Origin of the sequence: Streptomyces sp. H27-H1 (assembly GCF_026627445.1) — a bacterium.
In the GTDB taxonomy this organism is placed as follows: Bacteria; Actinomycetota; Actinomycetes; order Streptomycetales; family Streptomycetaceae; genus Streptomyces.
The window spans coordinates 11,880-23,935 of record NZ_JAPNLJ010000076.1 but is presented as its reverse complement, the minus strand read 5'-3'; the positions used below and the strand labels follow the sequence as shown (position 1 = coordinate 23,935).

Here is a 12,056-nt window from a genome sequence, read left to right as displayed (position 1 = left end):
TCGGATACGCCGGTCTCTCCATATCCGCACAACATCACTCACATCCCGGCCAGCACGTCAGTACATCGAACGACCACACGATCGAGCGATCTCGAAACATGAATAAAGGGACTTAATGTCCTCTCAGGGCGGTGCCGACAGGCTGGGACGGCGGCATGCGGGGCGTATGGTGGCCAGCAGCTCAGGCCGCCGCGATGGCCGACGGCCCGGCGGCCGGGTTCAGGTAGGTGGCGTGCAGGACGACCTCCCCGGCGCTGGTGTTGCGGCCCTCGTGGACGTGTTCGGATCCGCGGAGTTCGAGGAAGGTGTCGACCGGGCGGTACCAATGCGTCAGCCCCGGGCGTCGATCGACGACGAGCAGGTCCCCGGGGCGGTCGTGCCACCCCGTACCGCCCCGCCGGAATCACGATGCGCCGTACGAGGACCTCGGACACGACCTCGACGTGCAGCGCGATGGGCTCGGCGGCGGTGCCCCGGGCGAGGTTCTCGGCCAGGGGGCGCCGGAGCGGGCCGAGCGGGCCGGCCGTGGCGGCCGTCCGGGCGGCGTCCGCCTCCTCCCCCGGTCGGAGGAGCAGGCGGACCGCGTCTGCCGGTGCCGCCTGCGGCGCTGAACGCCGCAGGCTGCGGAACACCCGGGGGATCCCCGTATCCACCGGCTCGTCCCCCTATCAGAGCCTGACGGCGGTGCCCCTCCGCCCGAAGAGTGGATCGGAGCTACCGGCCGCCTCCGCAGGACGCGGTCCCGGAGCGGTACATGGACTCATAAGGAGACTGGACATGAGGTCGATCATTGCGACGGGCGTCGCAGCATCAGCCGTAGGGGCAGCGCTGATCATTCCGGGAACCCTCCCGGCGTTCGCGGCGACGCCGCCCGCCCACTCGCTCACGGCTCCGGCCGCCGGCGGGCTCGGCATGGGTACCGACGGCGCGGGCTCGGACAACGGCGGCGCAGCCGCCTCCTCCACCGAGCCCGGCGTGGTGATGATCGCCCCGGCCAATCCCGCCAACGGCAACTCGGACACCAGCCCCATCATGAGTCCCGGAGCCGTCAACATCAGCGGTACCTGCCCATCGAACGCGACCGCGATCACGTCGATCGCCTCGGGCGCCTTCGCCGGCGGGCAGGCCACCCTGCAGAAGACGGACCCCATGGCCTTCACCGCCACGGCGCAGGTACTGCCCGACATCGACCCCAGCGTGCCGTACACCCTGACCGTCAACTGTGCCGGTGCCGCATTCACTGACTCCTTCACCGTCCAGGCCCCCAGCCAGCCCACCCCGCCGCCGGCACCGCCGGCACCGCCGGCACCGCCGGCACACCACGTGCCCAGCGGCGGGAACCACGTCATCCCCAGCGGTGCGCCCGACACGGGTGTCGTGTCCGAGGGCGGGGTCGGCCAGAGCGCGCTGCTGGAGACCGGTGAGGGAGCGGGCATGGCCGCGGCGCTGGGCGCGGCCGGACTGCTGGGCCGCCGCTGGATGCGGATCCACAAGCGGTGAGCACCGTCCAGGTGCCGCCACACGCCGGGTCCGACGGCGGAACGCCTCCGCAGCCGGACCGTCGGCGGCGGATCGTCTGGCTGTCCGTGGGCACCGTCCTAGTCATCGGGGTCCTCTGCGTCCTCGGCATCCTCATCGAGCACTCCCTCGACGTGGGCCCCGCGGCATCGGGTTCTACGGCATCGGGTTCCACGGGATCAGGTCCCGGGTCTGCTAGGCAGGTCACCGCCGCGCCGGCGCTGAGCCGGTCCCTGCCGGAACGCATCGAGATCCCCTCCATCGGGGTGGACAGCCCGATCGTGCCCCTGGGCCTCACCGCCGACGGCACGGTCCAGGTGCCCCCGATCGCGCCGAAGTCCCCCGTCGGCTGGTACCGCCACTCACCCACCCCGGGTGAGACCAGTGCGAGCGTGCTGCTGGGCCACAAGACCGCGGGTACGTACGGCAAGAGCGTCTTCTACCGGCTGGACCAGGTCCGGCCCGGCACCCGGATCAACGTCATACGGGCGGACGGCAGTACGGCGGCGTTCACCGTGACTCGGTCCGAGGTCTATCCGAAGTCCCGGTTCCCCTCCGACGCCGTGTACGGGGCCACGAGCACACCGCAGCTGCGGCTGGTGACCTGTGCCGTCCCGGCCGGGCCCGCGGGCAGTGGCTACCTGGACAACCTCGTGGTCTACGCCACGCTCACCTCCTGAACCGACCGACACGCACCCGGCCCGTTCCACGGGCCGGGTGCACACCTGCGCCGGTCTCCCGGCGCGCTTCCCCGGTCCTCGGCGCACGAGGACCACCGGCCCTGCCGTTCGGCGGGCCGCCGGACCCTTTCGCATTCCCTTACGCGCAGGTCACGGGGCCAGGGCCAGAGTAAAGCTGTACAGCAGACACCCCTATGTGAAGGAACTTCATGTCCATTCGTTCGACCGCCCGCCCCCATTCCACACGTCTCAGCCGCGCGTCCCTGCGCACCGTCACCTGTGCCGCCCTCCTGCTCGCGGTGCCCACCGTGTCGATCGGCGGTGCCGTGCTAGCACATGCCGACACACCGTCGGTGGCCGCCAGTACCGCGGACTCCCAGCCCTTCGACCAGACGGTCACCACGGACGGCTCCAACGTGACGTGGTCCTTCAGTCTGAAGGACCACACGCCGCTCGACTACGTCGGTCTGAACTTCACACCGAAGGGCGCCGGTCAACAGAGCTTCACCATGACCCCGGACGTGGCTGGCAAGACCTGGACGTTCACCCAGCCGGCCACCGCGACGACCCCCGACTTCAGCTACTTCCTCGTCTACAAGAAGCAGGGCGCGGCGGTCAACGAGCCGCAGACGCCCGTATACGACCAGACCGGTCAGCCCGTCACGCCGGTGAACCCGCCGAACTCCCAGGGCACGTTCCCGCTGCACCTCGTCGACGCCAATCAGGGCGACTACGCCACCATCGTTGGCCAGCCCACCCCGGGCCACTACGCGTACGTGACCGCCGACGGCACCGTGAAGCCGGTCACTGAGCAGCCGAAGGAGGGCATGTCCTTCGCTCTGAAGCCGACTTCCGGCGACACCACCACGGTCGAACTCCCCAAGGAGCTCCAGGGCGGCCGGATCTTCATCTCCAAGAAGCCGCTGACAATGCCCGCGGCCACGGTCGGCGGACAGCCCAGTGACTCCGGCTACATCCAGCCCGACCTGAACAACCCTTCCGACCCCAACCAGGGCAATCCTTATGACTTCGCCGAGTACACCTTCAAGGACGGTGCGATCCCCTTCGGCGGCAACACCAGCCAGGTCGACGGCTTCTCCATCCCGATGACGCTCGAACTGAAGCAGGACTCCTCCGGCTTCGACAAGACGGTCGGCATCAAGGACAAGAGCACCGCTCAGGTCATCGCCGATTACAAGGCCTTCGTCCAGGGCGACGGCACGTTCGGGTCGCTGGTCAACGCCGCCGGTACGCACATCACCGCGCCGCGGTCGGCCCAGGCGTTCGTGAAGCAGGGCGCAGACTACTTCGACGGCGCGATCAAGACCGCCTGGGGGCAATGGGCGAAGGGCACCTCCGTGGACGACTCCAAGGAGTCGTTCGTCCTCCCGGACGGGGACAACATCAAGTACGAGGGCGACACGGGCGCGGGCGGCACCGGCCCGCTCAGTTACACCAAGTACCAGAAGGCCGGGGACGGCCAGTGGAACAAGGTGGTGACCGGGCAGGTAGACAAGCCCTCCACCGGTGACGTGACGGCCTGCGCTGGAAACCTCGCCAAGGGCAGTGACGCGGACAAGTTCGTCGAGGCGCACCTGTGCGCGGCCTTCAACAGAGGCGTTTCCCAGAACGCCCCGTCCGCCTGGGGCCAGGCCGACACCTATTACAAGGACGGCACCACGTTCAACAAGTACGCGGCCTTCTTCCACAAGGAGAGCGTGAACGGCCTGGCGTACGGCTTCGCCTATGACGATGTCCACGACAAGAGCTCGGTGATGATCCTGCCGAAGTCGGACGCGCCCACCAGTCTGACCTTGACGGTGGGGTCCGGCACCGGCACCACCGCCGAAGCGCAGTAGCAACACGAGAGCCCAGGTGTGTGGCGCCGGCGGCGCAAGAGGTGGTGCGGCTGCGGGTGGTGGGTGGCTGCGCTGTTACGGCCTCTCCCCACAGCGGCCCGAGCGCTGCTCCTACCGCCAGGACCAGGCGAAAGTCGATGCCTGGCTGACCCACGGGTACCCGGACATCGCCGAACGGGCAGCGGATGAGTGGGCGTTAAGTCTGATCTTCGTTGGTTCGTGATCGCTTGATCGTGGTACCGATGGCGGCCCCTGCCGCTGGTGAGCATGTCCATGTTCAGATGCGGGTGTGAAGAGAGAGCCGTACCCCAGCGACTTGTCGGACGAGCAACGGGCGTTGATCGAGCCGATGATCACGGCCTGGAAGCAGGACAGGGTGGCGTGGTCGGCGACCGGGGATGCCGGGTCCTGCGACCTCCGGGAGGTCGTGAACGCGATCTTCCATCAAGGTTGACTGGAGCCGCTGTGGCCGGGTACGCCCAACGGATAGTCCTCGGTCTCGGATCGTGCGCCGGCCGGCGCACGATGCCGATCGTCGGGTCACCTTCGATACAGCGCTGGCGCTGCCACCAGCCGATCGCCTTGCATGCGATGGACAGCTCCCGGTTGACGGTGTCGGCACCCACCTCGTCCGCCGCGCCCGCCGCCAGCTCGGCCGGCACCTATGGCAGCGCTGGGTCGCCGATCGCCGCGACGGCCAAGACGGGCGATTTCGCGCCCCGGCGGGCGGGCGTACACGAGATCGGTCGGCACCAGGCGCAGGTACGCCAGGTCCTCGGCACTCGCCTCGCGCAGGGCACGACCCGGCTCAGTCTTATCGAAGGCGGTTCCAGCCGAATCCTCGGCGTCCCGGAAGTAGGCGTCCCTCGACCGGTGCGTCCGCTCCGGCGACGTCGCGGCGCTCATCACCCATCGCCTGGCCGGCCTCGCCGCCGAGAGCGGACCGGGGAGCCTGGACGAGGCTGTGGTGCGCGCAGCCGTACGGGCCATGCGGGTGCATGACCCGTACACGGTGCGGGTTTGGCCGGCTCTCGACGAAGGGTCGTGGGAGTCCTGTTGCGGGAGCGAGTTCGGGATCAGCCGGTCGATGGCAGTGAGGAGGCGGCGTTGCATTCGCGGCAGGGGACGGTCCGGGGCTGGTGAAGCGCGTCGAGGGCTTGGTCGAGATCAATGGGGGCGCCGCCGGGCTGACATCCGATGACGTGGACCAGGCGCGCTCCGGGGTAGCCGGGGCGGTGGGGCAAATTCTGTACCGTCCATGCCTGCCGGGCACGGCCGGCAGGGGCTGCGGGACGCGTCGGTACAGCGCTGTAGTCACCGCCTTCGAGGGGGCGGACATGGTCCGCGTCCAGCCACACGCTGTGTTCCATGGGTTCTTGGCGGCCACCAGGGCCGGGTCCCCACGTGATCATGCCGATGCGGTACTGCCAGCCGTCAGGTGCGCGCCGTCGTTCGTACAGCGAGGCACTGATCTGCTGACCGTCCGGCAGTACTACGACCACCTGGGGATTCCCTCCCGGCATCCGGACTTCCCCCTTCACCCCGGTCAGCATGCTAACTGGATTGCCTCCAGGCGTTTTCACGAGCGTGGTCCCCGCACAGCACCGCATGGCACGGTGACCTTTCCGCAGACGAGTGCTCGGGTCGCCATTCTCATGCGGCAGCGAGTCGATCACCGGCTATCAGATATCAAGGGTGCCGTCCAGGATCACGAAGCCTTTCGCCCGTAGGGTCTTCATCGCCTCGGTCAGGGTTGGCGCGGCGGACGTTGATCACCTCACGTATATACCGGTACACGGTCGCGACGCCGATGCTGAACCCGGCGGCAAGCTGCGCGTAGGTGTCCCCGCACCGCAGGTGGGTGAGGGCGAGCAGGGCCTGACGGCCTACAGGCAGCCGTCGCCACCGGGTCCCGATCTCTCCCTGCCGGGCACGGAGCCGCGTGGTCAGGTAGCGCAGGGTGCCGCTGGACAGATCGATCGACGAGGGGTAGAGCACGCGAAGCTCCTGGCGGACACAAGTGATCTTGGTCGAGAACCCGTCTACCAGGAGCTTCGTCGTTCTGTATAGCTGGCAACCTCCAACACTTCACCGCAGCAGTCAGGTTGGAAAAGGCTCACTACCGATCAACCACGAAACCCCAGGTCACAACCACAGTCTGAAGTCTCTACCGACCCCGGAACGTTTCAAGAAGCCCGGTGGCTGTCGGCTTTGACCTTGCATGGCTCTTCAGTTGCGTGCCGTTGGAGTTTCTTGAAATGTGCAGCCTGCCAGGCGAGTGAGTACACGATCAAGCCAAGCGCGATGCCGAGGCCGCTTCCGGTGGCTACCTGCCGCAGGACGGCCTCCGTCGCTACCGTGTAGTTCGTCTCAAGGACGCGCTGAACGGCTCCCATGCTGCCAGCCACGACGAGTCCGACGACGACCGCCAGCCGCATCCGGTTTCCGAGAATCAGGCTGGAGGAGAGCGGCATCGCCGTCGCACCGCGCCACTTTCGCCACAGCCAGAACCCGATGGCCACCAGGCCGATAACGCTGCTCACGTGCTGCATTAGCCGGAGCACGTCAAGGCCGCCGATGACAGGAGTTCGCATGAAGGAGAAGTGTTCGTCAAAGAACATTCCGTAGTGAGTGACAGAATCCCAGATCAGGTGGGTGATAACACCGATCAAGGCGGAAACCAACGTCCACAGTGTGCGCCGGGCGACGCCCGCCGCTCCTGGTCCGTAGCCGAGTGGCTCAGGGACTCTTGTAGCCACCTTTGGCGCCATTGCCAGTACGGGCCGCTTGACCAGCAAGAATAGAGCCACCAGCACCAGCGCATAGATCAGATCGATTCCGATGCCCGGGAGAGAGTGGGTGTAGGTGAGATTGAAGAACGGCTCCCACCACACCGGGCGGCCGGCGTTGATGCCGATGAAATCTGGTACGTCCGGTGCCATCGAGCCCGCGACGAGGGCAGGCACCACCAGAGGATGCCGGGCCACCACGAGGACAGCAGCCGGATGAGACAGGGTAAAGGGCATGGCGGTGTGGTTCTCTCTTGGTAGCGAGCCGGGATCTGACGGGGGCGATAGGTACGTCCTTCACCTCAGAGGAACACTCCGCCCCCGGCCCCGGCAACGCCTGCAGCATTCTTGCCTCAAGGTCTGACCGATCTCCGAATACCTTCTGCCTAAAGGGCTGACCCTGCGTTCCTCCCTCTGTGATCCGGCGGCGAGGCCGGGCCACTGTTTGAGCTTGTTGCAGCGCTCGACGGTGTTCCGCTGCTTGTAGGCGGTTTTGTCGAAGGCCGGTGGCCGGCCGCCCATCACTCCGCCTTCCCTGACGCCGGCTCGGGTCGGGGACGACGAGCGCGTCGGTCCAGGTTCGGCCGTCGAGTCAGCGGTCTTTGGGAATCGTGGTCGCAGACAGCTACACATTCATCGGCCGCCGGTAGACCTCGTCGCCGCGCCCTCCGGTGGCTTCCCTCCCCCTAGCCTCCACACCAGGCCAAAGGCCCCTACGCCCCCACCTGCGGTTGTAGGGATACTTGTAGGCGCGGGGGGTCGGCGAGCACGTTACACTTACAGCCCGCTTGGTTCATTCTTGTAGTCATGTCCATATGGAGGTCAGTATGTTGTCCAGTAGCCAGTCGAGTATATTGAGCGATCGCTAACTCAATAGTTATACACATAGCTACCTTGACCGTTTTACCAGTAGGGTGACTAATAGGTCTGTAGGGATCTATGTAGTCATCTACGTGCCTATTCTTGCATTTCTGTATGTATCCACTTCTTCCGCTCCGTCCGTTTGCGCGTACGTCCAATACGACACGCTTCAGTACGTCTTGCATCGTTCAGATATTTCTGCATTTCTTTGCTTTTTTACTAGCTCTGTTACCAGCATGCAGATAGATATACGTCCGTCACATGGCACCTTTGCTTATCACTCCATCTGACTCTACTAAGCTGCCTCTACGTTATTTCTTTGGTCTCACCACGTGCTTCGTCTAGTACATATCTTTGGACGTACCTGGGCCCGCGCTTATTGGGATGCGCATCTACCTGCCCATCTGTGCGCTCAGGGAACTGCATGCGATGACACACCTTCATCTCCAGCACATTGGGCGTGTTCGTGCCCAGGTACACCCGTTGCCTAAGGAGACGACCGAGCTAGGTCTTGACTCATTGGCGAGAGAACGCAGGCCTTGAGGAGCATCGGCACGCGCGCGTCCAAGCCTCCAGACCTCGTCGCCTTGACAGCGGTGTGGCCTTTGCGTTGTGTTCCCAGCGTGAAGCCCCATCACCCACATACCGCTACATGCCGCTGCCGTTCAATACGTCCCCAGCGACGGCCGCGCTGATCACGGCCCGTCCTCCTACGCCTTTCGGAACTCGCCCTGGTTCGCAGACACGCCGCGGCAGATGAGCACCACGCCCCACAAGTTCCTGTTATCGTCACGCATGTCGCGTCGTGGCACTCCTTGAGGTCTCGAAGCGAGCAAAGGCAAGCCCTGATGTCCAGATTCTGCAGCAAAGCACCCTCTCAATGACCTCTTGTGACTACCAAACGCGTCGCATAGCGACGGCGCAAGCGACGCGACATGACACCACTGTCGCCACTTCGCCTGTCTCCCACCTCAGCCGTTCTGGAAGGTCGGTCCGATGACTGCCAACGCTCTGCCCATCACAACCCAGGTAGTCAGCGAGGTAGTTGGGACACCGCAACCCAAGGTCATTGCCATCGCCACGCAGAAGGGCGGGGTTGGCAAGACGACGACGACGGTCAACCTCGGAGCTCGGCTGGCCATGGCTGGATACGACGTGCTCATCATCGACCTGGAGCCCCAGGCTCAGGCAGGCACGGCACTCGGAGTCACCCTCGGGGGAGCAGCGGACCCTGAAGAGGCAGCAGCCGAGCTCCGACGGTCTCTCGGCTTCATCCTCCAGATGGCCTTGCAGGAGTTCCCGAGGCCGCACCTGCAGGAGGCCATGTTCGATCGGACGGACGATGTCCTCGAGGGGTTCGAAGGACACGGCCGCCTGTGCGTACTGGCCTCTGAGGAAGCTTCAATGTCGGCTGCGCAGAACGCCTTCATCACGAAGCCGTATGCCATGACCGCGCTGCTCCGCCGTCTCATTCTCGCGGAGGCACGGGGGTTCGACTTCGTTCTGATCGACACGCCTCCGGCCGTCTCCCACCTCAACGCAGTGGCCTTGGCGGCCGCGGACTTCGTCGTGACGCTGTGCGTTCCCGAGTACCAGTCCATCAAGGGTGCCCTTGTGCTGAGCGCGGCCACTCAGGCGGTTGAGAAGAACACTGGTGGCGAGTGCAAGCCCCGGCTTCTCGGAGCCCTCTTGAATCGCTCAAATCCGGAGTCGTCATGGACTGTCCAAGATGTAGAGATTCGCAACGGTATGGTCGGTGATGGTATCAATGCCGAACCTGGGCGAGGATTGTTCCCGTTTGTGACAGACGTTCGTCGTGATGTTCGGATCTCAGAGTCATACATCCATGGCAAGCCGGCCGTCGTCCGCTTCACCAACCAGTCGTGCGGCAAGCAGTACACGGCCCTTGTGGAAGAGATCTTGGACCGGATTGAGTTCCCGCGCACGACTTGGACCATCGCGGACCCCGTACTCGTGGAGGAGGACGTTGATGAGTGAGTCGCCGTCGTCTAGTTCCGAGGACGAGTCGTCGGCGCCGGCGCCGGCGCCGAAGAAGAAGTCGGCGAAGAGGATCGCGGGTTTGCGTCCGCGTACGGGTTCAGCGCTTCTCTCGAATCCTGCGCTGGCCGGCGCTGCATCCGTGGTCGCGCGATCTGTCCTCGGCCAGGGACCTACTCCGGCAACCGGCCCCGGGCTCATGACCGGACCCCCGGCCGTCGTCCCGGGCCCGTTCTCCCCGACAGATAAGGCCGCCGCCGCGGAACTTGGGCCAGCCGATCTACTCAACACTGTGTCGCACCACCAACCCGCAGCGACTCAAGAAGACCAGGCCCCAGGCCAGCCTGAGTCAACTCCCAAGGTCAAGGTAGGAATCCGACCAGAAGAACCCGCCGCTACTTCCGCCGTCGTTGGGGAGGAGGACGACCCGCTGGCCAACCTGGGGGGAGAGGAGCACTCGCGGGCCAACGCGACCGGAGTTTCGGTCCAGGACCCCGCGCCTACGGGCCAGACCGCTCTCGCAGATCTAACCAAGTCCGTGAACGGGACGAGACAGCGCAGGCGGACGGCACCCCGGTCTACCGATCGCGCCAGCAAGCCAGATGCCGTGGAAGCCACGGAGATGAGTGAGGTGCATAGGGCGCTGCTCAACTCGTGGCGGGACAGCAGGTTGGACCTCAAGCTGAGTAAGAAGAAGTGGCAGACTCAGCCGTTCCGATTCTCTGCTGACCTGGTCGAGAAGCTCAGCAGGAGAGTCGCAGAGGACTGCAAATCGTCCGGAAAGACTCTCACGGCAGCACAGTACGTGGATGCGGCAATGGCTCGACACCTGCCTCGGTCGATAGAGGAACAGCTCGGTCTCGCCGAGGACTTCCTTGTCTCTCGCGATTCCGATGTGGGGACGGGCCAGCAGGGAAGCCATCGGGTGAGCCCGGAAGTGTATGCCATTGCTTCGGAGCTGCCCAACGCCTTGCGCGAGCAGGGCCACGCACGCACTGCAGTGCATGTCTACTCTGGCGCACTTGATCGCTTCCTCTCCGAACTTATGGAAGCGGGACCGCTGGGGAGGGCCAACGCTCCTCGTAAGTAGGCGCCGTCTGGGAACGCTGAAGGGGGCCACCGCCACAAGGCGGGGGCCCCCTTCAGCGTTCCTGGCGGTCGACACCCCCGAGCAAGTCTCGTAGGCACGAAGGTAGGCAGGACCGCATTTCTGTAGGGATGTACGTAGGGATGTCTGTAGAGATCTACACATCTCAGTATGTTGGCATCGCTTCATGTCTCTCCAGACGACTTGATTGACGCGTCGCGACAGCATGCCTGTCGCCAAACTAGGTATGTCTCAGATAAAAGCCCAGGTCGGAGCTGACTGGGCATCTAGCGAGCTGTCGTGTCGTGACATGACCTTTGCGGAATGTGCGCTACGGTGATCCACAGTCAATGGACGATCACCAGCAGGAGACGCCGTGTCCGCCTACGTCCCACCGGCACGCCTCGCGACCGAGGCCGACCTCAACCGCGCCTGGGTCAACAAGGCCGCAGAACTTGGGCTGGTGAACCTCAGCACGCTCGACGGCGAAGACCTCATCGTTGTGCGTGTGTTCGCATTCGTTGATCAGTTGGTGTGGCCGGGCGAGCGTCGGTCCCGCGCTATTTCACGGAACCTGGAGCCGTGGCAGCGTCAGGCCGTCAACGCAGCGCGTGACTCCGCGCGCGACGAGTTCACCAAGCTGGATTCAGTGCTGTGGGTGACCCCCAAGGGGGCAGTGGTCACACACGCGCCAGTCGAGCACGCGGCCTTCGTACTCAACGCAAGGCCGGACCGTTCAATCTTCGCCGGCATTCCGATTGGCAAGTGGATCGCTGAGCTGCCCCCTGGCTTGGAAACAATCTTCCATTGGCCATCGCAGCTCCCGATCGGCCCGTTGCCCCTGTCGGATGGCACAGGGCTGCATCTGACAGCCTTCAGCACTGTGCACGACCAGATCACAGTCTTCGTGGCAGGTCACAGGGTGCCTTTGCAGGCCTCAACCCATACTGCCCTTCGGAAGCACGTCGCAACGCGACATCCTGGTGGACACGTCCGAGTGATCGAGCGCCCCCTCGAAAGGGGCAGCGCTGCTCACACTCATTGGTTCGAGCTGTACGAGCGTCCCGATGGCACGCTCGTCAGGCGTCCGCTCGCTCTCCGCGAACTCCTCGACGATTACGGCCCCCAGCTCAACCACATCGTGCAGTCACAGGATTCCACTGCGAGCCGTCGAAGGAGCAAGAAATGAGCTCCTCGAGACGAGCTCGATGGGTGTCGGGCGGTGCTACGGCGGACAGTCAGGATCGTCTGTCCGCCGTAGCAC

At 65.0% G+C, this 12,056-nt stretch carries 8 protein-coding genes and 3 pseudogenes; 7 read left to right on the top strand and 4 right to left on the bottom strand.

Annotation, left to right across the window (positions count from 1 at the left end; genetic code table 11):
* Positions 1 to 777: 777 nt before the first annotated feature.
* The 4 genes and pseudogenes from OTB20_RS39390 to OTB20_RS42640 form a co-directional block, all read left to right on the top strand.
* Positions 778 to 1,500, top strand: a complete 723-nt coding sequence (locus OTB20_RS39390) for a hypothetical protein (RefSeq protein WP_267824729.1) — start codon at positions 778 to 780, stop codon at positions 1,498 to 1,500.
* Complete coding sequence (locus tag OTB20_RS39385) at positions 1,497 to 2,198, top strand: class F sortase (protein WP_267824728.1); 702 nt, start codon at positions 1,497 to 1,499, stop codon at positions 2,196 to 2,198. The genes OTB20_RS39390 and OTB20_RS39385 overlap by 4 nt, the downstream gene beginning before the upstream one ends.
* Before the next feature lie 209 nt (positions 2,199 to 2,407).
* Entirely contained in the window at positions 2,408 to 4,057 is a 1,650-nt protein-coding gene (locus tag OTB20_RS39380) for a beta-1,3-glucanase family protein (protein ID WP_267824727.1), read from the top strand.
* 289 nt (positions 4,058 to 4,346) lie between these two features.
* A pseudogene (locus tag OTB20_RS42640) lies at positions 4,347 to 4,505 on the top strand (transposase); the annotation flags it as partial.
* Between the two features lie 628 nt (positions 4,506 to 5,133).
* On the opposite strand, the gene OTB20_RS43000 reads toward OTB20_RS42640, so the two are convergent.
* The 4 genes and pseudogenes from OTB20_RS43000 to OTB20_RS39365 form a co-directional block, all read right to left on the bottom strand.
* Positions 5,134 to 5,427, bottom strand: a complete 294-nt coding sequence (locus OTB20_RS43000) for a DUF6233 domain-containing protein (protein ID WP_420716593.1) — start codon at positions 5,425 to 5,427, stop codon at positions 5,134 to 5,136.
* A 321-nt stretch (positions 5,428 to 5,748) separates the two neighbouring features.
* A pseudogene (locus OTB20_RS39375) lies at positions 5,749 to 6,055 on the bottom strand (helix-turn-helix domain-containing protein); the annotation flags it as partial.
* 188 nt (positions 6,056 to 6,243) lie between these two features.
* Positions 6,244 to 7,083 (bottom strand): DUF4184 family protein, encoded by an 840-nt coding sequence (locus OTB20_RS39370; protein ID WP_267824726.1) that lies wholly within the window; start codon positions 7,081 to 7,083, stop codon positions 6,244 to 6,246.
* Positions 7,084 to 7,272: 189 nt separating this feature from the next.
* A pseudogene (locus OTB20_RS39365) lies at positions 7,273 to 7,374 on the bottom strand (IS5/IS1182 family transposase); the annotation flags it as partial.
* A 1,329-nt stretch (positions 7,375 to 8,703) separates the two neighbouring features.
* On the opposite strand from OTB20_RS39365, the gene OTB20_RS39360 reads away from it, so the two are divergent.
* The 3 genes from OTB20_RS39360 to OTB20_RS39350 all read left to right on the top strand — a co-directional run bounded on the left by OTB20_RS39360 (position 8,704) and on the right by OTB20_RS39350 (position 11,981).
* A complete protein-coding gene (locus tag OTB20_RS39360; RefSeq protein ID WP_267824725.1) occupies positions 8,704 to 9,705 on the top strand; it encodes a ParA family protein in 1,002 nt (333 codons plus the stop codon).
* A gap of 607 nt (positions 9,706 to 10,312) precedes the next feature.
* The gene (locus OTB20_RS39355) at positions 10,313 to 10,795 is read left to right on the top strand and encodes a hypothetical protein (RefSeq protein WP_267824724.1); all 483 of its coding nucleotides are present in this window, start codon (positions 10,313 to 10,315) and stop codon (positions 10,793 to 10,795) included.
* Positions 10,796 to 11,168: 373 nt separating this feature from the next.
* A complete protein-coding gene (locus tag OTB20_RS39350; protein ID WP_267824723.1) occupies positions 11,169 to 11,981 on the top strand; it encodes a hypothetical protein in 813 nt (270 codons plus the stop codon).
* The last annotated feature ends 75 nt before the right edge of the window (positions 11,982 to 12,056 follow it).